At 61.7% G+C, this 21,552-nt stretch carries 22 protein-coding genes; 14 read left to right on the top strand and 8 right to left on the bottom strand.

Features of this window, described 5'->3' with window-relative positions:
* Positions 1–4: 4 nt before the first annotated feature.
* The 8 genes from GBEM_RS05360 to GBEM_RS05325 all read right to left on the bottom strand — a co-directional run bounded on the left by GBEM_RS05360 (position 5) and on the right by GBEM_RS05325 (position 6,816).
* Positions 5–1,105 carry a DegT/DnrJ/EryC1/StrS family aminotransferase gene (locus GBEM_RS05360; protein WP_012529501.1) on the bottom strand — a complete coding sequence of 367 codons (1,101 nt, stop codon included), beginning with the start codon at positions 1,103–1,105 and terminating at the stop codon, positions 5–7.
* Entirely contained in the window at positions 1,068–1,595 is a 528-nt protein-coding gene (locus tag GBEM_RS05355; RefSeq protein ID WP_012529500.1) for an acyltransferase, read from the bottom strand. The genes GBEM_RS05360 and GBEM_RS05355 overlap by 38 nt, the downstream gene beginning before the upstream one ends.
* A gap of 20 nt (positions 1,596–1,615) precedes the next feature.
* Positions 1,616–2,641 carry a Gfo/Idh/MocA family protein gene (locus tag GBEM_RS05350; protein ID WP_012529499.1) on the bottom strand — a complete coding sequence of 342 codons (1,026 nt, stop codon included), beginning with the start codon at positions 2,639–2,641 and terminating at the stop codon, positions 1,616–1,618.
* Between the two features lie 23 nt (positions 2,642–2,664).
* Positions 2,665–3,801, bottom strand: a complete 1,137-nt coding sequence (locus GBEM_RS05345) for a sugar transferase (protein WP_012529498.1) — start codon at positions 3,799–3,801, stop codon at positions 2,665–2,667.
* 214 nt (positions 3,802–4,015) lie between these two features.
* Entirely contained in the window at positions 4,016–4,732 is a 717-nt protein-coding gene (locus GBEM_RS05340) for a Crp/Fnr family transcriptional regulator (protein WP_012529497.1), read from the bottom strand.
* Positions 4,733–4,780: 48 nt separating this feature from the next.
* Complete coding sequence (locus tag GBEM_RS05335; RefSeq protein WP_012529496.1) at positions 4,781–5,854, bottom strand: vWA domain-containing protein; 1,074 nt, start codon at positions 5,852–5,854, stop codon at positions 4,781–4,783.
* A 12-nt stretch (positions 5,855–5,866) separates the two neighbouring features.
* The gene (locus GBEM_RS05330; protein ID WP_012529495.1) at positions 5,867–6,367 is read right to left on the bottom strand and encodes a TadE family protein; all 501 of its coding nucleotides are present in this window, start codon (positions 6,365–6,367) and stop codon (positions 5,867–5,869) included.
* 8 nt (positions 6,368–6,375) lie between these two features.
* On the bottom strand, positions 6,376–6,816 hold the full coding sequence (locus GBEM_RS05325) for a TadE/TadG family type IV pilus assembly protein (protein ID WP_012529494.1): 441 nt from the start codon (positions 6,814–6,816) through the stop codon (positions 6,376–6,378).
* A 474-nt stretch (positions 6,817–7,290) separates the two neighbouring features.
* Between GBEM_RS05325 and GBEM_RS05320 the strand changes: the two genes are divergently transcribed.
* The 14 genes from GBEM_RS05320 (at position 7,291) to GBEM_RS05260 (ending at position 21,538) form a co-directional block, all read left to right on the top strand.
* Complete coding sequence (locus GBEM_RS05320) at positions 7,291–7,485, top strand: Flp family type IVb pilin (RefSeq protein WP_012529493.1); 195 nt, start codon at positions 7,291–7,293, stop codon at positions 7,483–7,485.
* A 276-nt stretch (positions 7,486–7,761) separates the two neighbouring features.
* The gene (cpaB, locus tag GBEM_RS05315; protein ID WP_012529492.1) at positions 7,762–8,637 is read left to right on the top strand and encodes a Flp pilus assembly protein CpaB; all 876 of its coding nucleotides are present in this window, start codon (positions 7,762–7,764) and stop codon (positions 8,635–8,637) included.
* A 40-nt stretch (positions 8,638–8,677) separates the two neighbouring features.
* Entirely contained in the window at positions 8,678–10,033 is a 1,356-nt protein-coding gene (locus tag GBEM_RS05310) for a type II and III secretion system protein family protein (RefSeq protein WP_012529491.1), read from the top strand.
* Between the two features lie 62 nt (positions 10,034–10,095).
* Positions 10,096–11,217 (top strand): AAA family ATPase, encoded by a 1,122-nt coding sequence (locus tag GBEM_RS05305; RefSeq protein ID WP_012529490.1) that lies wholly within the window; start codon positions 10,096–10,098, stop codon positions 11,215–11,217.
* 58 nt (positions 11,218–11,275) lie between these two features.
* Positions 11,276–12,589: a CpaF family protein gene (locus tag GBEM_RS05300; RefSeq protein WP_012529489.1), complete on the top strand. Its 1,314-nt coding sequence runs from the start codon at positions 11,276–11,278 to the stop codon at positions 12,587–12,589.
* A 9-nt stretch (positions 12,590–12,598) separates the two neighbouring features.
* Positions 12,599–13,561, top strand: a complete 963-nt coding sequence (locus tag GBEM_RS05295) for a type II secretion system F family protein (protein WP_012529488.1) — start codon at positions 12,599–12,601, stop codon at positions 13,559–13,561.
* A 9-nt stretch (positions 13,562–13,570) separates the two neighbouring features.
* Positions 13,571–14,479 carry a type II secretion system F family protein gene (locus GBEM_RS05290; protein WP_012529487.1) on the top strand — a complete coding sequence of 303 codons (909 nt, stop codon included), beginning with the start codon at positions 13,571–13,573 and terminating at the stop codon, positions 14,477–14,479.
* Between the two features lie 222 nt (positions 14,480–14,701).
* Entirely contained in the window at positions 14,702–15,043 is a 342-nt protein-coding gene (locus GBEM_RS05285; protein ID WP_012529486.1) for a DUF192 domain-containing protein, read from the top strand.
* 81 nt (positions 15,044–15,124) lie between these two features.
* Positions 15,125–15,781: a hypothetical protein gene (locus GBEM_RS21695; protein WP_226373927.1), complete on the top strand. Its 657-nt coding sequence runs from the start codon at positions 15,125–15,127 to the stop codon at positions 15,779–15,781.
* On the top strand, positions 15,682–16,680 hold the full coding sequence (locus tag GBEM_RS21690; protein ID WP_226373926.1) for a hypothetical protein: 999 nt from the start codon (positions 15,682–15,684) through the stop codon (positions 16,678–16,680). The genes GBEM_RS21695 and GBEM_RS21690 overlap by 100 nt, the downstream gene beginning before the upstream one ends.
* 37 nt (positions 16,681–16,717) lie before the next feature.
* A complete protein-coding gene (locus GBEM_RS05275; protein WP_012529484.1) occupies positions 16,718–17,911 on the top strand; it encodes a hypothetical protein in 1,194 nt (397 codons plus the stop codon).
* Between the two features lie 32 nt (positions 17,912–17,943).
* Complete coding sequence (locus tag GBEM_RS05270; RefSeq protein ID WP_012529483.1) at positions 17,944–18,714, top strand: dolichyl-phosphate beta-glucosyltransferase; 771 nt, start codon at positions 17,944–17,946, stop codon at positions 18,712–18,714.
* A 399-nt stretch (positions 18,715–19,113) separates the two neighbouring features.
* A complete protein-coding gene (locus GBEM_RS05265) occupies positions 19,114–19,431 on the top strand; it encodes an STAS domain-containing protein (RefSeq protein ID WP_012529482.1) in 318 nt (105 codons plus the stop codon).
* 52 nt (positions 19,432–19,483) lie between these two features.
* Positions 19,484–21,538, top strand: a complete 2,055-nt coding sequence (locus tag GBEM_RS05260; RefSeq protein ID WP_012529481.1) for a chemotaxis protein CheW — start codon at positions 19,484–19,486, stop codon at positions 21,536–21,538.
* Positions 21,539–21,552: the final 14 nt, after the last annotated feature.

Below are 21,552 nucleotides of genomic sequence, written 5' to 3'. Positions count from 1 at the left end.
TGAACTAGTGGAACCGCTTGATTTGGTCACAGATGTAGCTGACCTGCTCCGTCGTTAACTCCGGGAACATTGGGAGAGACAGTAGCTCCTTCGCGACGCGTTCAGCCACGGGAAAGCTTCCCTCGCCTTCGCCGCGGCCGGCATAAGCCTGCTGAAGGTGGATCGGAACGGGATAATGCACCCCGCACTCAACACCGCTGGCGTTAAGCGCCTGTTTCAGCCCCTCCCTGTCCGGCGAGCGCACCGCGAATACATGGTAGACATGCTTGGCATAAGGCATCTCCTTGGGAATCCTTAGCGCCCGAACTTCGGCCAGCGCCTCCTGATAGAAAGAGGCATGCGTGCGCCGGAACGCATTCCAGGAATCGAGGTATTTCAACTTCGCGCTGAGGACCGCGCCTTGGATGCCGTCCATACGACCATTGATCCCCACCAGTTGGTGATAGTACTTTTGGGACTGTCCGTGATCGCGCAGCATCCTTAGCTTCTTAGCCAGGTCCTCGTCCTTAGTGACCACACAGCCGGCTTCGCCGTAGGCGCCCAGGTTTTTGCCGGGGTAAAAGCTGAAGCACCCTGCAATCCCCATCGAGCCAGCCCTGCGCCCCTTGTACTCCGCTCCGTGAGCCTGGCAGGCGTCCTCCACAACAGGGATGCCATGCCTGTCGGCGATCGCAAGAATGGCATCCATGTCCGCCGCCTGCCCGTAGAGGTGCACCGGGATGATGGCCCGGGTGCGCGGTGAGATCGCCTGCTCCAGAAGGGCCGGATTCATGGTGAAGCTATCCTCGCCAACATCTATGAAGACCGGTTGCGCGCCGCAAAGGGAGATCGCCTCCGCTGTCGCTATGAAGCTGTTGGGGACGGTTATGACTTCGTCACCAGGTTGCACCCCCAATCCCAGCAGGGCGAGCCAAAGCGCGTCGGTCCCGCTGCCTACCCCGACCGCCCACTTACATCCGCAAAAGGAAGCGAACTCCTCCTCGAACTTCTGCACGTAGGGTCCGCCGGAAAAGGCACAGGTGGAGAGCACCTCCCGGATCGACTGTTCCACCTCATGTGCTATGGAGTCATATTGTGCTTTGAGGTTGAGAAATGGCACTTTCATCATCAGTCTCCTTGGGGATGGTACGCAGCAGTCTTGCGGGATTGCCAGCCACGATGCTGTAGGGTTGAACGTCCTTGGTGACGACGCTTCCGGCACCGACAATGGCGTGTTCGCCGACAGTGACACCGCAAAGGATGGTGGAACTGGAGCCTATGGAGGCATTTCTCTTTATGGTGGTCCTGATGCAGGCCCAGTCCGCCTCAACCTGCAGTTCGCCGGAGGAGGTGGTGGCCCTCGGATACAGGTCGTTGATGAAGGTCACGTTGTGACCGACGAAGACATTGTCTTCGATCACCACACCATCACAGATGAAGCTGTGACTGGAGATCTTGCAGTTCTTCCCGATCTCCGCATTCTTCTGGATTTCTACGAAGGGGCCGATCTTGGTGTGGTCACCAATACTGCACCCGTACAGGTTGATGAATTTCCCTAGTTTTACGTTCGCCCCGAGCTTCACGTCGTCGGCAACAGCAACAAGATTCTCGTTCATTCCTTTCTCCTTTTCCCCTCTCAGTTCAGGCGGACTAGTGCTCCTCCCTTGGCCAGAGACTTCTTGATCGCCTCCAGTATCCTGACCACCCTTAGTCCCGCGCTACCGTCGTTTTTCGGGGTGATGTTGTTGTTGATGCAATCGATGAAGTAGGCCGTTTCCCCCTGAAGCGCCTCGACCTGGTTGACCCTCGGGGCCCACATGTCCCCGCTACGGTAACTCAACCTCAGTCCGTATGCCTTTTCCTTGGAGTCGGTACCCAGGCAGTCCAGTCCCTCGACCCCCTTGTCGTAGACACGTATCTTTTCATCGCTTACTAGGTCGTTCCAGACCAGCATCTTTTTCTGTCCTCCGATCAGGGTGGTCCTTATCTTGACCGGAGAGAGCCAGTTGACATTCAGGTGAGCGATGACGTTGCCTGGGAAATAAATGGTGATGTAGGCGACGTCCTCGAGCTGGTTTTGGAAGTGCGCCACTCCCGTTGCCATGACCGCAGAAGGCTCCAGGCGCAGCAGATGGTCCATGATGGAGAGATCGTGCGGCGCCAGGTCCCAAACCACGTTCACGTCTTTTTGGAACAAGCCTAGGTTGACCCTGATCGAGTCGAAATAGTAAAGATCCCCCAACGTCCCGTCGTCGATCAGTTCCTTTATCTTCTTGACCGCGCCGGTGAAGAGGAAGGTGTGATCGACCATGATCTTAAGCTTCTTGCGATCGGCCAGCTCGATCAGTTGCTCCGCCTGGGAGGTGGACGCCGTGAATGGTTTCTCGATGAAGATGTGCTTCCCATTGGAGAGCGCCATATGGGCGATCTCGAAATGCGAAGAGACCGGCGTGACGATGGCGACCACGTCGACATCCGGCGCGGTCAGCAGTTCCCGGAAGTCCTTCACCATCCTCACCCCGGGATAGCTCTGGGCAGCGCGCGCCAGCGACCGGTCGTCCGCGTCACTGACGGCTACCACCCTGGCACCCGGGGTAGTGTGGAAGTTTCTGGCGACGTTGGGTCCCCAGTAGCCGAACCCGACAATACCGACGTTGATCATAATTTCACCTTAGCGCCCGATACTCAGTAGGCGCCCTTGCACTTGAGAACGGCCAGCGGTGTCTTCAGCAGGATCTTGAAGTCCAGCGCGAGGCTCCACCCCTTCAAATACCTGAGGTCGAGCCGTACCATTTCGTCAAAGGTCGTGCTGCTGCGACCGCTCACCTGCCACGCACCGGTTATGCCGGGCCTTTTGCCGATCAGCCGGTTGCGCTGCCACCCGCTGTAATGCTCCAGTTCATAGCTGATCGGGGGTCGCGGTCCCACCAGGGCCATCTCCCCTTTCAGCACGTTGAAAAGCTGCGGCAGCTCATCCAGGCTGTACTTCCTCAACACCTTCCCGATCGGGGTAACCCTGGGGTCCACGGTGATCTTGAAGACCCCTCCCTGCTCCTCGGCGACCTTACCCTGGATCAGCAGCTTGACGTAGTCACGGTGGATCTGGTCATCGTTGCCGATATACATGGTGCGGAACTTCAAAAGCTTGAACTTCCTGCCGTTGCAACCGATCCGTTGCTGTTGGAAAAAGACCGGCCCGTCTGAGGTTAACTTGATGGCCGATGCGATCAGTGCGAAAGCGGGGGCGAGCAGCACCAGCCCCGTTGCGCTCCCAAGGAGGTCCAGCCCACGCTTGGCTATTTCACCTGCCGTCCCTTCGATACTCTTCTCCACCTGCTCGGGATAAAAGATCATGTCGAAGGCGCCGCTTTTGCCACCGCTTTCCGGATAGATGCGGAAACTGATGGTTACGCGCCGCGCTACCTCGTCTTCGAATAGCTGGCTCAGCTTCTCCCGCGCCTTTCTGGCCACCGCTTTCTTCACCTTGTCGAGGTCGTCAACCCAGATCTCCGTCAGGATCACCCCAACCAGGGCTCCGTCGTTAAGCACTCCACAGATATCCGTTTCGCGCAGGCAGCTTTGGAGCCCCCTCCCCACGCAGCCGACAACCGAATCCGCTTCCCCGCGGGCTGCGACACAGTCAGGGTTGACGAGCATGACCAAAAGCGGCTTGTTCGCCCTCTCGGCCCGCTTCCGCTCCTGGATGAGTTGCTGCCGGAAGCGGGTTTCCGGTTGCAACCCCTTTGGCAACGTTTCCCTTGCCTTTCTGCGCCATGGCAAGAAACGCCACAACACCTGTTGTATCCATCTTTCACGAGCCATGCTTTGCCTCGCTCGGGCATCTAAATGCCGGTCCGCTTCGTCTGTTTTACTCTCTTGAACGATTTTGTCAGGATTGCGACCGGCGACATATGGATGAACTAAGACGGCAATTGTCTTAGTTTTTTTTAACAATCGAAAGTATAATTACCCCCCTGGCCATGTCAAGGCACAGCAGTTGTGACTTCAATCACCGAACTGGCAGTATTCCGCCCAACTAAAGCAGCTGCGCTTTCTGCCTGAATCCCGGTTTGAGTAGAATGGTTCGGTTCTGCAGCATCTCCAGATCGCCTTCCAGGACCATCCGGTGCAACAGCCTGGTCACTGTCTCCCGCGAAACCGAGGTGTATCCCGCGAGTTCCTTGTGAGTGAGCCTCAAGGCGATCACAATCCCTCGGGCATCACGCACCCCGTGCAACTGGCTCAAATGGTTCAGAATCGAGCGCAGCCTTTGTTCCGCATCGGGTAGGGTGATCGCTTTGAGCACTAGTTGGGCCTCTCTTAGCCTGCGGCAAAGGATCGCGACCAGTTGCAACAGCACCCTATGATTGCCGAGGAAGAAGGTATCGAAGGTTTCCTTGGAAAGGAGCCCGATTTCGGCGTCCTCCATGGCGATGACCGTTGCCGGGGCCGTCTTGGCATCGAGCAGCGCCATCTCGCCAAAGACGTCCCCGCGTTTATGGACGGCAAGGATCCTCTCGCTCCCCTCGCTTCCCAGGTGAACTACACGGACCTTGCCTCCATAAACTATGTACATGTAGTTTGCAGTGTCCTCCTCGAGAAGCACAACCTGGTTCTTGTGAAAGCGCTTCTCCATTATCCTGCGCTGGACCTCCGAGAACTCCAGTGGGTCCAGGCAAGAAAAGAGCGGGATCGCCCGCAAAAGCCTTGTTCGGCCGGATTCCTCTATGCCCTTTTCGCCCTCTGCTTGCACACGCCCCCCCGCCGGTGCAGCCTCGCCGCACCTTGCTTCCTCGCCAGCTTACTGCTCGATGCTCACGGTCATGCCGTTGGCGATCTTTTCCAGGCACAGCTCCAACTGCTGCAGGTCGGTCGCTGCGCAGTACGAGCCGGTTGGTTCTTCCTTTTCGTGGGCTCCGGAGTCCCTGCTGTTGGCGAGCCGCTTCATGTTCTCGCCTCCGCTCCGACCGTTAGCGGCCCCGGCCGGTGTGCTTGCCTTCAGGGATCCCGCGATTTCCACCGCATGGATGAATACCTTCTCCTTGCGAGCCGTAGCGGCGGTCTCTTCTTTAATGTTGCTTGCAGCTACATCGCTTGCCAAAAGCACTATCGCCCTCTTCTTCGCCCGCAGGTCGCTCCTCAGGCCGTCCAGTTGGGCCTGCGCCTGCTTCATCGCATCCTCGGGGGCCGCTGCGGCGGCAGCCATCTGCGGACTCAGCTCCAGAAAGGCTTTGGCGAAATTGCTTTTCTGATACCCACTGCCGCAGTTGAAAGTTCCCGCTCCGGGGCGGTCTTTTGCGGGGTTATAGACGCCGCAGATGGAAATTACCGGGTCGGCTCCCGCGGCAAAAGTCACCAGCGACATCCGGTCATCGTGTTGGCTGAAGCGGTCGCTGAAGGTGGCAACCCGCTGCTTCACCTGGGGGAACGAGTCCCTAAGCGCGTCCGAGGACTCCAGCACCAGCACCACGTCGGCATCTTTCCTGACCGCGCGCGACCGGGCGGGAAGATCGATGCTTTTCCAGCCGAGGATCCCGGCAAAGATGTTTGGGAGCCTCGCTGTGGCGGAAACGGAGAGGGCGCGCATCTTTTGTTCAGACTTCCGTTCGCTCAGCTCCAATTCCGGTCCGCTGCACTGCGCTCCGAAATAGTCAGATGGGAAGTTCGCCCTGAAGTAGTCGAACGCAGCCTCGCTCGCCTTTTCCTTCATGTCGTCCTCATCTTCCCCCTGTGCCAGGGCCTTGGCCGCCTCATAGCTTGCGGCGTCGACCGCAGCATGGAGCTTCGCCTTCACCCCGTATGCCCTGCCGGCATCGACTGCCAAGGCGGCGAGGAGCAGTATCTGCCCCTTGGGTTGCCCCTGAAGGATCTTCATTTCCCGCCCCTGCTAAAAGATGGTTTGTGAGTGAAGCACCGGCGCAAATCCACCGGCGCCCGACTTGAAGAAGCTGTCATACCGGTACAGCACCTCGAAGACCAAAACCTTTTGCCCGGGTTCCAGTTCGATGCCGCTCAAAGCGTCGGCGACCGAGTGGCCATTAATCCGGCTCCGCAAGCCGCTCCCCCCCTTCCACCCCAGCTGCGACCTGATGGTAGTGGAGCCGGAAACCTCTTCCACCTCGGTCAGGTACATCATCCCCTGTTTATCGAGCGCCAGCGGGAGAGCGCCTGCCGCCAGCGTGTTCATGATGGTCGCTGCATCCATGGTGGTGCGCGCAGCGAGGTTGGCCCCCTCCCTGCTCAGGTTGACGATGGCGCTGTAGGCGTGAATGGCGCGGGATAGGTCGGCGACGCCGAGGATGAACAGAATCAAAAGCGGCAGCACGAAAGCCAGTTCCACCACGCTCTGGCCCGCCTGGTTTCGCCTGGCGTCGGCACGCAGTTCCATGTCTGCTCCTAGGGTTCCTTCTTCATGGTGCAGCGTACGGTGAACTCGTAAGCGCCCCCGGGGAAAAAGGATCTGAACAAAGGGGTAAGCAGCGGCCTGGAATACTTAAGCGAAACGGTAATCAGCTCTCCCGGCTCCCCGGTATCCGCGGCTGTGACTCCGGCAGGAGGCTCCGTAGCCGAAGGCGTTACCACCGTCACTATCGGCTTCTGGTCCGCGAGGGCGTTTTTTTCATAGAGCCCGTTCGAGTCCTCCTGGATATCGCGGATCAGTTCCTCCTTGCTATAACCTTCGTGAGTCACTGCCAGCCGCGTCGCCTGCCGGACCGCGTGTTGCATGGTGAGGTTCACGTAGAGCATCACGCTCAAGTCGACCAGCACGATGAGCAGGAACAACAAAATCCCTGCCGTCAATGCGAACTCAACCGTGCTCTGCCCTTTCCTGTCCATGCCGCCACCTTATTAAAATTTACTAATTGAGGAAGTATATGGGGGCACCTGCAAATGTCAATTGGAACCGATGTCGGAAACGATTATTAGAAATGACACGGACGGCACCTCCCTGTGGCACCAGTCGGGACTGATGGCAAGCGACATCCTACCTGGGGCGGAGCGGTCTCCTAACATGTTAATTTCACGAAGAGACACCGACAATCTTCGCCAATGGTTTTGCAGTAGTGGCAATAAAAAAATGTGCTTGCAGATTCCATGCGGCACCGTAGTACTGCAAATCGATAAATTAGTTATCTTGCATTAATTAGTTTTTGGCCGGTTTCCGGAGTCCCCAAGAGGGCCGCATTTTAATGCTAGAAGAGGTTCTTTTGGTCCAGGTGGCACAGGTAAGCGGTGGCAAGCGCGGGTGAAAACATCCAGCTGTCGGCAGGAAGAAGCAGTTGTCCATCAACCCAAAAAGGAGGTCCCAACATGTCGAGAAAACTACAAAGGATGTGCAGCAAGGCGAAACAGGTCCTGAAGAATACCAACGGTCAGGGGTTGGTCGAGTACGCTTTGATACTCGTTCTAATGTCGATAGTGGTCATAGCGGCGCTAAAAAACCTTGGTGACGAAACCAACAAGGTGTTCTGCAATGTCAGCGACCGCCTAGAGTCTGGCAAATAGGCTCCAGTTCGTAACACATCATCATCTGCAAGGGGAGGGTAACCTCCCTTGCAGATGATCTTTTTCCACCCATGTCACAAACGGGAGCAGAAGCGATGAGACCGCCTGTTCCCCATAGCTTGTCCCTCACGAGAAAAAGTCTTTCAGTGGCAACTGCCACGGAAATTTCCATACGACGTCATGAAGGATCTGCCCCGGGGGCCCGGAAATGCGTGCCGCGCACCCACGCTGCCGCTCCGGGCACCCTTTCGCTGCATGTAAAGAGGAGAAAAGGACATGACTCGCCCTAAAGCGGTAATTCTCGTCTCGGTGTTCGCGCTGTTCTTCGCGGCGATGGCCGCTTGGCTTGCCTACAGTTTCCTGCAGCAGGAGGTCAAAAGCGCCAAGGCGGCCCAGCCCCAAAGGATAGTGGTCGCCGCAGTCGACATCCCCATCGGGACCGCGATCACCCCAGCGCAGCTCAAGGTCGCCTCCTGGCCCAAGGACAGCATCCCCCCGGGGAGCGCCCGGGGTATCGAAGCGGTGGCGAACCGCGTTGCCATCCGCCCCATAACCGGCGGCGACGCGGTCACCGAGGCAAAGCTAAAGCCCAGGTCCGGCGCACCGGGAGCCGGCTTCATGACCTACGTCGTGCCGCAGGGGCACCGTGCGGTGACGGTGGCAGTGAACGAGGTGGCGGGAGTGGCAGGTTTTCTAACCCCGAGCGACCGCGTGGATGTGATCGTTACCACGCCGGTTCCAGGCAACGAGAAGGAGAACATCAGCAAGATCGTACTGGAAAACGTCCCCATCCTGGCCACCGGGCAGGTGACGGACCAGAAGGAGGGAAAACCGGTCGTGGTCCCGACGGTCACCCTCGACCTCGTCCCGGACGATGCGGAAAAGCTGGTCCTCTCCGCCAGCAAGGGTTCGCTGCAGCTTTTGCTGCGCAACATTTCCGACAGCTCCCATGTCGACTCCAAGGGAGCCACCATAGGAAAGGTGCTCTACGGCAGCGCGCTTCCCGTGAAGGTCGCCACGCTGCACCCCCCTCCCCCGGCAAAGAGGGAGCCCAGGTCCGCCGCCGCGATGAGGACTCCCCCGCCGCGCCCAAGCTACACCCTGGACATCGTCCGGGGAACCGAGAAGGTTTCCAAGCAGTACGCCGAATAATCCCGATGCCCAAACAATCCCGCAGCGAGCGAGGTAGCCCATGAGATGCATCCCCTCAAAACCGTGCCTGGCCTTCCTGCTTTTCTGCCTCGGCCTTCTCGTCGAGGCGGCGACCGCAACAGCCGGCGTCCCGACCACCGTGATCGTCAACCGGGGGGTGGTTCTCAACCTGAAGAACCCGGCCCGCTACGTCAACATTACCGACAAGGACGTGATCGACGTCCCCGATCCCCTGCGCCGCAACCAGCTTCTCATCAACGGCAAGAAAATCGGCTCCACCAACCTGATCGTGTGGGAGGAGAACAACGACAAGCCCACCTTTTTCGATGTCCGGGTGGTGGGGGACCGGGAGGCGATCGAGTCCCAGATCAGGGACTACGCACCCAAAGACGACATCAGCGTCCAGTACGCCCAGGACACGGTGATCCTCTCCGGCAAGGTCGCCAACGAGATGACCGGCAAGAAGGCCGAGGAGATCGCCAAGGCGTACTCCGCGAAGGTGTTGAACCACATCACCGTCGACGAGCCGCAACAGGTGCTGCTGCAGGTCAAGGTGGCGCAGGTGGACCGGACCTCGCTGAAAAGGCTCGGCCTCAGCGCCATCGTGAAGGGTAGGACGGCCGAGGGGTTCACGAACCTGGTGGGAGCCCCCAGCGGCACCAGCCGCAACACCGAATCGACGCCCACAAGGTTCACCTCCACCGAGGGGAACGGGATCGTTGGGAACATCCCCGGCATTGGGGGGTTCGACCCGCTGAACGCCTTCAACGTCGGGGTCTCCTACTTCCCAGCGGGGATCGGCGCCGTGCTCCAGGCCTTGAGCAGCAAGGGGCTCGCGAAGATCCTCGCCGAGCCCAACCTGCTGGTGAAAAGCGGCGAAGAGGGGAATTTCCTCGCCGGGAGCAGGATCCCCTACAGCGTGCTGATCTCGACCGGCGGGGCGTCCACCTCGTCCATCGTCTTCGAGACGGTTGGGGTGAAGCTCAAGTTCAAGCCGCAGGTGCTGCAAAATGGCCTGATCAACCTGAAGATCGACCCGGCTGAGGTAAGCAGCATCGCCGGGACCCTAGCGGTCAACGGCTACCCCATCATCGACACCAGGGACGTCCGCACCGACGTGGAACTGCGGGACGGCGAGAGCCTGGTTCTGGCGGGCCTGCTCCAGGAAGAGCAGATCAAGAACATGTCCAAGATCCCCCTTTTGGGGGACATACCGATCCTCGGTGCGCTGTTTCGCTCCTCGCAGAAAGACATCCGGGAAAAGGACCTGGTCTTTTTCATCACGCCGAAGATAGTGAAGCCCACTCCCGCAGGGGTCGCGACCAAGCTCCCCACCGACGCCGTTACTCCCGAGGAGGAGAAGGGATACGACTGGATCCCGCGGGGAGGAAAGTGAGGGTCCACGCATGACCGCCGAAGCGTTCAAGGCAGCGGCGCTTCGGCCAAGGGGCTAACGTTATGACTTCCGAATTTTCCATAGCCGTCATCGAGCGGGACCAGGAATCGCGCAGCGCCATCCTCTCTTCCCTGAAGAGCTTCTCGGAGAGCATTACCATGGCCGGATCGGTCGAGCACCTGGCCGAAGAGCGCAAGTCGCAAAAAGGAGCGCTGCAGGTGGTCTTCCTCGGCGTCGACGAGATGGAGCGCGGCATCAAGGACATCAAGGCGCTCACGGCGCAGTATCCCCGCGCCTCGGTGATCGCCTGCGCCTCGGAGAAGAACGTGGAGTGGTTCCTGGCGCTGATGCGGGCCGGCGCGGTCGAATACCTGCTGCGCCCTATAGCGCATGAGGAACTCATCCAGTCGCTGCAGAAGGTGAGCAGGCTTCTCTTCGCCGGCACCCCGGAAGAGCGCCCCCACGGCGAGATCATCGCCGTCTACAACCCCATCGGCGGCATGGGTACCACCACCGTCGCCGTTAACCTGGCCGCGGCCCTCGCCAGCGACGACACCAAGGTGGCGCTCGTCGACCTGAACCTGGACGCCGGCGACGTCAACACCTTCCTCAACGTGAATCCCGCCTACACGCTCTCCAGCGTCACCACCAACGTGGACCGGCTGGACGCGAACTTCCTGATGGGCGTCATGACCAGGCACGCCTCCGGCCCCTTCATCCTCACCGAGCCTGCCGATGTCGACGAGGCGGTCTGCATCACGGCCGAGCAGGTCCAACGCGTCATGGAGATGCTCAGGGGGATCTTCAGGTACGTGGTGGTCGATTGCGTGGGGCAGTTGGCCGGCTGCAACATGGCCATCTTCCAGAATGCGAGTCTGATCCTGTTCACCACCACGCTGAGCCTCCCCGGCCTCAAGAACACCAAGAGGTACCTGAGCGCCCTGGAGAGAAAGGGGCTCGGGGGAGAAAGGGTGAAGCTCGTCATCAACAGGTACCTCCCCAAGTCGGACATCCAGCTCAAGGACGCCGAGAAGGTGCTGGGGATGCCGGTATTCCAGGCCATCCCCAATGAATACGCGGACGTCGTCGATTCCATCAACAAGGGTATGCCGGTCGTGAAGCTTCAGCCGAAGTCCCCGGTGAGCAAGGCAATCCAGGGGCTGGCGGAGCGGGTGAAGCGCTGACCGGGAGACGCCCGGCGCCGCACACTTTTTGCGGCGCTCCGGGCAAGGGGGAGAGATCATGCTGCTCGATGGTATCAAGCCTCAGGCGGTGCAGGGTCCGGCAGCGACGGAATCGGAACTCTTCAAGGAGATGAAGACCCGGATCCACCGCCGCCTGATCGACAGCATCGACCTCGCCAAGATGGACCTGATGCGCAACAACGAGATGGTGAGCCAGATCCGCGGCGTAATAGAGAACCTCATCGTCGGCGAGGGGGTCCCGCTGAACCAGATGGAGAGGGACCGGCTGGTGCTGGAGATCCAGCACGAGACCTTCGGCCTCGGGCCGCTCGAGCCTCTTCTGGCCGACGACCAGATCTCCGACATCCTGGTGAACGACAGCTCCAACGTCTACATCGAAAAGGGGGGGAAGCTGCAAAAGACCGAGGTCTGCTTCCGGGACAACGCGCACCTGATGCAAATAATCGAGCGCATCGTCTCCAAGATCGGGAGAAGGATCGACGAGTCCTCCCCCTACGTCGACGCGAGGCTTCCCGACGGCTCCCGCGTGAACGCCATCATCCCCCCCCTGGCGCTGAACGGCCCTGTGCTCTCCATCAGGCGCTTCGGGCTGGAGCCGCTGGTCATGAGGGACCTGATCAAGCTGCAGGCCCTGGACCAGAGGATGGCGGAGCTTTTGGAGGCGGCGGTGCAGACGAGGCTCAACATCCTGATCTCCGGGGGTACCGGCACCGGCAAGACCACCCTCCTGAACGTCCTCTCCGCCTTCATCCCCGGGGGGGAGCGGCTCATCACCATCGAGGATTCGGCCGAGCTGAACCTGAAGCAGGAGCACGTGGTGCGGCTGGAAACCAGGCCCCCCAACCTTGAGGGGCGCGGCGAGGTGACCTCGCGTGACCTGCTGAAAAACGCGCTGAGGATGCGGCCGGATCGAATCATCATCGGCGAGGTGCGCGGCGGCGAGGCGCTCGACCTGCTGCAGGCGATGAACACCGGCCACGACGGCTCGCTCTCCACGGTCCACGCCAACACCACCCGCGACGCCCTCTCACGCATGGAAACCATGGTCCTTATGGCCGGGCTGGACCTTCCGGAGAGGGCCATCAAGGAACAGATGGCCTCGGCCCTAGACCTGGTGGTGCAACTGGTCCGCTTCTCCGACGGGACCCGGAAGGTGGTGAAACTCTCCGAGATCACCGGGATGGAGGGGAACACCATCGTCATGCACGACATCATCGTGTTCCTGCAAAAGGGGATCGACCGGCAAGGGAACGTGATCGGCGAATTCCGCGCCACCGGGGTGAGGCCGCGCTTTGCCGAGCGCTTCAAGCTCTACGGGTTCGAGCTCCCCGCCATCATGTTCGAGAACTAGGAGCCCCGCATGCTTTATCCCATCGTGGCGCTTATATTCCTGGCGGCCTTCGGCGTCTTCCTGGCGGCCTTTCTCTACCTCGCGCAACGGCAGACGTCCGGCAGGACGGTGCTGAAAAGACGGCTGCAGACCATGGCAGGCGAGAGGCAGGGGGAGATCCCGGAGGAGTTCCTTTCGGTGATCAGCAGGGAAGCGGAACGAGCCTCGGAGCTCCTCACCCGGGCGCCTCAGATGCGCACCCTGGGGAAGCGTCTGGAGCAGGCGGGCATCCAGCTTTCCGCCTCATTGCTTCTTGGATCCACCATGGCGGCGGCGCTCGGTCTGGCCATCCTCTTGGGGTTGAAGACGCAATCTCCCCTGGTCGGGTTCCTCGCCGCGGTGGTCGTACTGCTCGTCGCTGAACTGATGCTCCGGGTGAAGACGGAGCGACGCAGCATCAAGTTCACCGAGCAGTTTCCCGACGCCCTGAGCATCGCCGCCCGTTCGCTGAGGGCCGGGCATTCCTTCCCGACCGCCATCCAACTGGTCGGGCAGGAGGTCCCCTCCCCGGTAGGCCCCTTGTTCAAGACAGCCTACGAGCAACAGCAACTGGGTCTCAGGATGGTGGACGCCCTGATGAGGATGAACGAGAGGATCGACAGCCTCGACCTCAGGTTCTTCACCACCCTGGTCGCCATCAACAGCGACATAGGCGGGAACCTCTCCGAGCTTTTGGACAAGCTGGCGATGACCATCAGGGAGCGGCTCAAGATACGGCGCCAGGTACAGGTCTACACGGCACAGGGGCGGCTCTCCGGCTACGTGCTGGCGGCGCTCCCTATAGCCACCTTCGGCATCTTCAGCGTGTTGAACCCAAACTACGAGCGGGCACTCATCCGCGAACCGCTGGGGCTGTATGTCCTGGCCGGCGCCGCCGCCATGCAGATAATCGGGTTTCTCGTGATACGCAAGATCGTCAGAATCAGGATATAGGTGGCTGCCATGCTCTACCTGGTCGTTTTCTCGGTGTTCGCGTCGGTCCTGCTCGTGTCGGCGATCCTTTGCCACTACGCCTTCTTCAGCAAGAGCGCCGTGGCCCAAAGGTTGGAAGAATTCTTCCCTCGCCCCCAAAGCGCCAAGACAGGCATGGTGCCGTCGGGAACCTGGGCCTACAAGCTCGCGAAGATCGGCGAGAAGGTGAAGCTCCCCCAAAAGGAGGAGTCGAAGTACGTGAAAGCCCTCGTTGCCGCCGGCTTTCGCAAGGATGCCGTCTACCGCTTCCTCGGGGCCAAGCTCCTACTGGCTGGGGTGCTCCCCCTAATCTGCCTCCTCGCGGTCGCGACTACGAGCCGTACCTTCTTCACCACCCAGACCCTCCTGGCGACGGCCTTCTTCAGCATCATCGGCTACCTCGCTCCCACCTATTGGCTCCACCTTAAGGTGAAGGCGCGCCAGTTAGAGATCTTTCACCCCCTGCCGGACATCCTCGACCTGGTCACCCTCTGTGTCGAGGCGGGGCTCAGCATCGATGCGGCGTTGATTCGAACCACCGAGACCCCGCAATTCCGGGACAACCCACTGGCGATCGAGATCAGGCAGGTGACAATGGAGGTCAGGGCAGGCAAGCCGCGCGTGGAGTCGTTGAAGGACATGGCGGTGCGCACCAGGGTCGAGGACATCGGCTCCTTCACCACCATGGTCGCCCAGGCCGAGCGTTTCGGGACCAGCCTAAGCCATGCCCTGCGCACCTTCTCCGACGAACTCAGGACCAAGAGAAGGCAGATGGCAGAGGAGGCCGCCGCGAAGACCACCATCAAGCTGATCTTCCCACTGATCATGTTCATCTTCCCCGCACTGCTCGTGGTCATTCTCGGACCGGCGGTGGTCAAGTTGGGCAAGATTTTCCAGTAAGGCGCGGGAACCGTAGGCCCAGGAGCTAAATCGAACAGCCAAGGAGGTGATCCCATGAAAATCGACTTCAACACTTTCATACTGCTCATCATTTCCGTCCAGTTGGCACTGAGCTACGTGCAACAGGCCAAGAAGAAGTGATCCCCCACCCCTTGCCGGCGCTTTTGCCTGGCCGGCAAGGGCAATCCCGCGCAGGATTTCTGGCAGTTCCCGGAGGCCCGGATGAGGGCGATCAACAAGAGCACCGGCCGCACCCTGGCCGGCAGGGTCGTCGCGGCGGAGACGCTGCTTTCGCGCAGCAGAGGGCTTTTGGAGCGCGACGAGCTGCCGATGGGGGAAGGGCTCCTGATCCGCCCCTGCCGCGGCGTGCACACCTTCTTCATGAGATTCCCGATCGATGTTGTATTCCTGGACCGCTCGCAGCGCGTGGTCGCGACGGTGGGGCAGCTGAAACCGGGGCGGATGACCCGGATCTTCCCGAAAGCGTGGAGCGCCCTGGAGCTTCCGGCAGGTACCATCGCCCTTTCCCGGACCAGTTGCGGCGACGAGGTGGACGTCGGCTGAGGTTAACCGCGTCACGGGCGATCTTCCCATGCGACCTGCTGCGCCCCCCCGCCCACGGTAAAGACAAAGGACCCAGCTGACATGGAAAGAAAGCCCTCACTCGCACATAGGCTGATCCCATCGGTGGGCGACCTGTTCTTCATCACGGTCCTCTGTTCCCTGTATTTCACCGCAAAATCCTCGCTATTAAGCGACGGCGACACCGGCTATCACATCCGGGCCGGCGAACTGATCCTCGCTACCGGCGCAGTTCCCCGCTTCGACAGCTTCTCTTTGCATTCTCCCCCCATACCCTGGATCGCGCACGAGTGGCTCTCGGAGGTACTGATGGCCGCGACGCACCGGATGCTCGGGATGAGCGGGATCGTCGCGGGGTCGGCCCTGCTCCTGGCGCTGACCGGCTACCTCCTCTTCTGGTCGCTGCGGAACTCCAACGCCGGCGTCCTTCTCGCCAGCGCCGTCACCCTTTTGGCCCTCGCCTCCTCCCAGCTGCACTGGCTGGCGCGGCCGCATCTTTTCTCGCTGCTATTGCTGGTGATCTTCCACCACCTGATAGAGTCCTGGCACCGGGAGCGCGGCAACGACCTCTATCTGCTCCCCCCCTCATGCTCCTTTGGGCCAACCTGCACGGCGGGTTCATGGCGGGGTTCATCCTCCTCGGGGCCTACCTCGCCGGGAACATGGCGTCCCTGGCGCTGGCCCCCGATCCCGAGCGGGGGGCGTTGCGCCGGAAGCTGACGCAGCTTTCCATCGCGACCGGCGCTTGCCTGGCCGCTGCCCTCATCAACCCCTACGGGTACCGCCTGCTCCTCTTCCCGTTCCGGCTGGCCACGGAAACCTACCTGATGAACAACGTCTCCGAGTTCCTTACCCCGGACTTCCACGACCAGCTCCCGTTCAAGTACCTGCTGCTTTTGGCCGTCGGCGTGCTGGCGCTTTGGCGCAAGGGGCCGGAGCCGACCGAGCTGATGCTGATGCTTGGCTTCGGCTATATGGCGCTCTACGCGGTGCGCTACATTCCGCTCTTCGCGCTGGTGAGCGCCCCCATCATCGCCAGGGGGGTGACCGAGATCGCGCAGCGCGGGGGGACCGCGGCGCGCGTTTTGCGGGAGCGCTCGGAGCGCCTGTCCCGCATCGACGAGCGCGCCGGCGGCTTCTGGCCCTGGGCCGCCGCCTTCGCTGTCGCCGTCTCGCTTATCTACGGCCGCCCCTCCCACGCCTTCGACGCCGCCGAGAAACCGGTCGCCGCCTGCGAGTTCCTGATGCGGCAAAAGATAAGCGGCAACATGTTCAACAGCGACGAGTTCGGGGATTACCTCATATACCGCGGCTTTCCTAGCTACAGGGTCTTCATCGACGGTCGGCTGGACATGTACGGCTCGGACCGGCTCAGAGAGTACAACCAGGTGATCCGCTTCGAAAACGGGTGGGAATCGGTGCTGGAGAAGTACCGGGTGACCTGGATCCTGTTCGAGACCGACTCCAGGCTCACCAGGTTCCTGCTCAAGGAAAAGGACTGGGCGCTCATCTATGCGGACCCGGTCGCCACCATCTTCGTCAAGAAGGCCCCCGGGAACGAACGACTGAGGGTGCAGTACCAGGCACTGCAACTCAAAGGGGGGCAGGCAACTTTTTGATTTCAAAAAGTAGCCTGTCCCCCCCGGAGCCGCCACCATGACCGAGAGCTCCCACAAAAAGCGCTGCTGCGACGAAACCGGCTCCCTGTGCGCGTCGCTCTTCCTGCACGGGGTGCTTTTCCTCGTCCTTAGTTCCAGCTCCCATATCGAGCCTCCCCTCGGGGCGCAGACCCGGCTGGACATCCTGTGGTTCACTCCGATAGCAGTTCCCCCCCCGCTCCAGGCGACACCGCAGGCCGCACCTGCCGCAACAGTCAAACCGCGCCCCCAGCGGCAGCGGCCCCTTGGGGCAAAGCGCCCCGAAGCCCCCCCCGAGGCCTTACCCGCCAAGGCTGTACCGGCCGCGCCGATGGTATTGCGCATCGCGGCTCCAAGCTCGCCGCACCCGGCTCCAGAGCACGGAACACGCCCGGAACAAAGAGCGTCGCTTGCCGTCAAGGCCCCGGCGTCGCCTCCGCCCAAACCGCCCACCGCCCCCACGCGGGCAGCGGCACCCGCCGCTCGAACAGCCCCCCCGGCGGAGGCGCCGCCGGTTGCGCCCGAAAGAAAAGACGCCGAGCCGGCGCAAGTAGCGACGGAGGCTCATCCGCAGATGCAGGCAGCGCAAGAGAGCCCCCCGCAGATGCAGGCCTCGCGGGAGCGGCCCCAGCCGGCAGCGCTCGGCTTGGAGCGGGCGGCGCCGCGGCCGCGGCCGGAACCAGCCGTGAAGCGGCAGCCGGACAAGGCGCAGCAACAGCGCGCCCACGAACGCGGCACCAGCTTCGCCGCGCTGCAGGGAGACCTGAAGCTGACGGTCGCGGGGGGCGGGGTGAAGCTCTCGATCGCCTTCAGGGAATTCCCCCGCTCCCGGCGCGACCGGACTCCCACCAAGGCGGAGGCGCGGCGCCTGCAGCAGGTGGCGCCGGTCACCGCCAAGAGGGACGAACGGACCAGGGAAGCTGTGATCGAAAGGGCGGGTGAAGGGGTCTACATCTTCAGCGCCGAGCCGGAGACGGCAAGTGCTGCGCAAGCGAGCTTCACCCTCACCATCTACGAGGCCGGCAAACGGGAAAAAAAGGCCGCCATCGGGACACGCACCCTGCAAAAGAAGACGGTAGTGGCGCGGATACTGATGCCGGAGGGGGTGCTCTGGGACGACGACAGCGCCTTCACCGGGAGCTTAGAGGACTCTGACAGCACCACCAAGTTCAACGCCCAGACCGGGCTGTACTGGAAGGAGTATGCCGACTAGACCACGTGGCCCAGCGTACGAAGGAGGTTGCCATGCTTCCGGAAACGACCATTGTCATCGCCGCCTACAACGAACAACAGAGACTGCCGGCAACGCTTAGGAAGATCCAGGCCTACCTCGCCGCCAAGCAACTGGAGGCGGAGGTCGTGGTGGTCGACGACGGCAGCACGGACGGCACGGCGTCGCTGGTGCGGGAATTGGCCCAGCGGATGCCGGGGCTCAGGCTGATCAGCTATCCCCGGAACCGGGGCAAAGGGTATGCCCTCAGGCAGGGGGTGCAGGCGTCCCGGGGGAAGCTGGTGCTGGTGAGCGACGCCGACCTTTCCACCCCGATCGAGGAACTGGAGACCCTGAAAAGGCTCCTCGCCGCACGCAGCCACCACATCGCCATCGGCTCGCGCGCGCTGCCGCAAAGCGACGTGGTCGAGGCGCAGCCCCCCTGGCGCCGCAGGATGGGGCGGCTGTTCAACAAAGCGGTCCGGCTCCTGATCACCGACGAGTTCGCCGACACCCAGTGCGGGTTCAAGCTGTTCCACGGCGAGGTCGCCCGCCGGCTCTTCCGGCAGGCCCGCATAGACCGGTTCGCCTACGACGTCGAGATCCTGGCGCTCGCCAGGCGCTACGGCTACAGCGTCGCCGAGGTCCCGATCCGGTGGAGAAACTGCACCGCCTCAAAAGTGAACCCCGCGCTGGACTCGCTGCAGATGCTGGGCGATCTGGTCAAGATCAGGCTCAACGTAGGCCGCCAGCAGGACACCCTGGTTCAGCTCGAAAAGCTGCGCTCCAGGTCCCTCAACTCCTGACCTCCCCGACCGGCGCCGGGGCTTGATCCTGCGCCGGCTGCCCCTGCCCCTTCCCTTTCCCAACCAGTCTCACTGCCTCTTTCCCGTCCATGTTCCTCCCATCTCCCCCCCGTGTTTCGATCCAGCGGAAAAAGCCCCCCCACCCCCCTGGCCCCTCCCGCCTTCGCGGACCGAAACGCTGCGGCGCGCAGGCCAGCCAAGGGAGGGGAAGGCTTCATTTAGGTAGTACATATCTCTAATGGTTACATTGGTGTTACGAATGTGGGAGAAAACGAAAATGGGTTAAAGTTCTCGCCCCCTTTGCCGATGAAGAAGCCATAAAACAACGGTTGCTTATAATGACTTACAATACGGCCAAGAAAAGCCATACGGCCGTAACTCCAATGGAGACCGGATAAATTGACTGAAATAGTATTTGTTAATGACAACCACATCACATTCCAGGGGAGCTGCTCCCGTGAAGAGGCAGCGGAGCTCCACCGGGCGCTGGTTTGCCGGCTGACCGAGCTTGTGGAGCGGAAAGCGGAACAGGCAGAGTTGGACCTCCGCCAGGTGGACCGGATCGACGCCTGCGGCTGCCAGTTGCTGGCCCTTTTCCTGGAGGACCTCAGGCGGCACGGCATCACACCCGCAGCCTGCCAGCTGGGGCCGGAACTAGCGGCCCAGGTATCCCTTCTTGGTTTTTCCGAAACGTTCTCCGTATTGCCATCCCTTTGACGAAACGCCGGGGACTCCCGGTCGAGATAACGAGGCAGGTAAGGAATCAAGCATGACCACTCCCAATGGAGAACAAGACGGCATCGATCTCAAACGCTTCAACCAGGTCTTCTTCGAGGAATGCGCCGAGAACTTGGCCGAGATGGAGCAGATCCTCATAGCGCTTGGAGACTGCGAGCCGGACCACGAGCAGTTGAACGCCATCTTCCGCGCCGCCCACTCCATCAAGGGTGGGGCAGGCATCTTCGGCTTCGACGACATGACGGTGGTGACCCATGTCATGGAGTCGCTGCTCGACCTTTTGAGAAACCACGAGATCCCCTTCCGGCCGGAGATGATCGACCTGTTCCTGGAGGCGGGCGACGCCATATCCATGCAGCTTGCCGGCCACCGGGAAGGAAAGCCGGTGTGCCAGGAGGCTATCGACCAGGTGCGCGCCAAGCTGCAGCAACTGGCGAAACCAGGCGCAAACGACAGCGGCGCTTTGCAACCCGCAACGGAGCAGGCTCCGCAGCAGGAGGCCTCCCCCCTCCCCGTCCGCTACCGGCTCACCTTCTCCCCGGATCCGGAGATCTTCCACCGCGGCATCCGCATCGAGAGCATCGTCTCCGAGCTCTCCGAACTTGCGCTTGAAGGGGAATTCCACTGCCGGGCGTACCTCGCCGAAACGCCGGAGCTGGAAGATCTCGATCCCTTGCGCTGCGTCACGCGCTGGGAATTTACCCTCGCCTCGCCGGCCGGCAGAGAAAAGCTGGTTGAGGCGTTCATGTTTGTCGCCGAAGAGGAACAGCTGCAGGTCGAGGAGCTGCCGTGGCAGGAGCGGCGCGCAGAGGCCGCGAAGACTGACGGCGCTCCCGAAGCCGTCCCCCCCGCCCACCCCGGCCGGCGCGCCTACGACGCTAACGAGTTGGCGCCGGGCGCCTTCGGGCGGCGCGGGGCGGAGGCCGAGTCCTCCATCCGGGTCAACGTGGGGAAGGTGGACCAGCTGGTCAACCAGGTAGGGGAGCTGCTGATTACCCAGGCCATGCTGGCGCAGACAGCCGCGGGCCTCGATCCCATCCTGCACCAGGCGCTGCAGCAGGGGCTGGCCCAGTTGGAGCGCAACACCCGCGACCTGCAGGGGAGCGTGATGTCGATCCGGCTAGTCCCCATCAGCATGGTCTTCAGCCGTTTTCCCCGCCTGGTGCGCGAACTGGCCGGAAAGCTCGGCAAGCAGGTGGAGTTCAGGACCACAGGAGAGGGGACCGAGCTGGACCGGGGGCTCATCGAGAAGATCGCCGACCCGCTCACCCACCTGGTAAGAAACGCCCTGGACCACGGGCTGGAGACCCCGCAGGCGCGCCTTGCCAACGGCAAGGAGCCTGGCGGGACCCTGCAGCTTCGGGCTTCGCAGGTGGGGGGGAGGATCGTCATCGACGTGATCGACGACGGCGCGGGGCTGAACCGCGGGCGCATACTCGCCAAGGCGCAGGAGCGCGGCATCCCCTGCTCCGACTCCATGACCGACGACGACGTTTGGCAGCTCATCTTCGCCCCGGGGTTCTCCACCGCCGAGGAGGTGACCGACGTCTCCGGGCGCGGCGTGGGGATGGACGTGGTGCTGAAGAACGTGCAGTCCATAGGCGGCAGGGTCCAGATCGCCTCCGAAGCGGGGATGGGCTCGCGCTTCACCATCAGCCTCCCGCTCACCCTCGCCATCCTGGAGGGGCTCACCGTCGCCGTGGGGGGGGAGAAATTCATCATCCCCATCAACGTGGTGATCGAGTCGCTGCAGCCCAAGCCGGACCAGCTGAAAACGGTGAACGGCAGGCAGGTGGTCCAGGTGCGGGGAGAATACCTCCCCATCATCAGGCTGCACCGGATCTTCAACCTGGAGTCCCAAGTGGTCGAGCCCGAACACGGGATACTGATAATGGTGGAGGGGGACGGGGAGCGCGGGGCCATCCTCGTGGACGCGCTTTTGGACGAGCAGCAGGTGGTGGTGAAGAGCATAGAAACGAACTACCGGCGGGTCGAGGGGAGCGCGGGAGCGACCATCCTCGGGGACGGGCGCGTCGCGCTCATCCTCGACCTGACCGAGTTGTTCCTGATGCACAAGAAGCTTTAAGGAGAAAGGAGGCA

Origin of the sequence: Citrifermentans bemidjiense Bem, assembly GCF_000020725.1 — a bacterium.
In the GTDB taxonomy this organism is placed as follows: domain Bacteria; phylum Desulfobacterota; class Desulfuromonadia; order Geobacterales; family Geobacteraceae; genus Geomonas; species Geomonas bemidjiensis.
Note: the sequence above shows the minus strand (reverse complement) of the source record. Positions and strands in the feature narration are given on the sequence as shown.

Excerpts from the sequence above, each read along its gene's own strand:
- GBEM_RS05360 (WP_012529501.1), bottom strand. The coding sequence starts at position 1,105 with ATGAAAGTGCCATTTCTCAACCTCAAAGCACAATATGACTCCATAGCA.
- GBEM_RS05355 (WP_012529500.1), bottom strand. The coding sequence starts at position 1,595 with ATGAACGAGAATCTTGTTGCTGTTGCCGACGACGTGAAGCTCGGGGCG.
- GBEM_RS05350 (WP_012529499.1), bottom strand. The coding sequence starts at position 2,641 with ATGATCAACGTCGGTATTGTCGGGTTCGGCTACTGGGGACCCAACGTC.
- GBEM_RS05345 (WP_012529498.1), bottom strand. The coding sequence starts at position 3,801 with ATGGCTCGTGAAAGATGGATACAACAGGTGTTGTGGCGTTTCTTGCCA.
- GBEM_RS05335 (WP_012529496.1), bottom strand. The coding sequence starts at position 5,854 with ATGAAGATCCTTCAGGGGCAACCCAAGGGGCAGATACTGCTCCTCGCC.
- GBEM_RS05330 (WP_012529495.1), bottom strand. The coding sequence starts at position 6,367 with ATGGAACTGCGTGCCGACGCCAGGCGAAACCAGGCGGGCCAGAGCGTG.
- GBEM_RS05325 (WP_012529494.1), bottom strand. The coding sequence starts at position 6,816 with ATGGACAGGAAAGGGCAGAGCACGGTTGAGTTCGCATTGACGGCAGGG.
- GBEM_RS05320 (WP_012529493.1), top strand. The coding sequence starts at position 7,291 with ATGTCGAGAAAACTACAAAGGATGTGCAGCAAGGCGAAACAGGTCCTG.
- cpaB (WP_012529492.1), top strand. The coding sequence starts at position 7,762 with ATGACTCGCCCTAAAGCGGTAATTCTCGTCTCGGTGTTCGCGCTGTTC.
- GBEM_RS05310 (WP_012529491.1), top strand. The coding sequence starts at position 8,678 with ATGAGATGCATCCCCTCAAAACCGTGCCTGGCCTTCCTGCTTTTCTGC.
- GBEM_RS05305 (WP_012529490.1), top strand. The coding sequence starts at position 10,096 with ATGACTTCCGAATTTTCCATAGCCGTCATCGAGCGGGACCAGGAATCG.
- GBEM_RS05300 (WP_012529489.1), top strand. The coding sequence starts at position 11,276 with ATGCTGCTCGATGGTATCAAGCCTCAGGCGGTGCAGGGTCCGGCAGCG.
- GBEM_RS05295 (WP_012529488.1), top strand. The coding sequence starts at position 12,599 with ATGCTTTATCCCATCGTGGCGCTTATATTCCTGGCGGCCTTCGGCGTC.
- GBEM_RS05290 (WP_012529487.1), top strand. The coding sequence starts at position 13,571 with ATGCTCTACCTGGTCGTTTTCTCGGTGTTCGCGTCGGTCCTGCTCGTG.
- GBEM_RS05285 (WP_012529486.1), top strand. The coding sequence starts at position 14,702 with ATGAGGGCGATCAACAAGAGCACCGGCCGCACCCTGGCCGGCAGGGTC.
- GBEM_RS21695 (WP_226373927.1), top strand. The coding sequence starts at position 15,125 with ATGGAAAGAAAGCCCTCACTCGCACATAGGCTGATCCCATCGGTGGGC.
- GBEM_RS21690 (WP_226373926.1), top strand. The coding sequence starts at position 15,682 with ATGGCGGGGTTCATCCTCCTCGGGGCCTACCTCGCCGGGAACATGGCG.
- GBEM_RS05275 (WP_012529484.1), top strand. The coding sequence starts at position 16,718 with ATGACCGAGAGCTCCCACAAAAAGCGCTGCTGCGACGAAACCGGCTCC.
- GBEM_RS05270 (WP_012529483.1), top strand. The coding sequence starts at position 17,944 with ATGCTTCCGGAAACGACCATTGTCATCGCCGCCTACAACGAACAACAG.
- GBEM_RS05260 (WP_012529481.1), top strand. The coding sequence starts at position 19,484 with ATGACCACTCCCAATGGAGAACAAGACGGCATCGATCTCAAACGCTTC.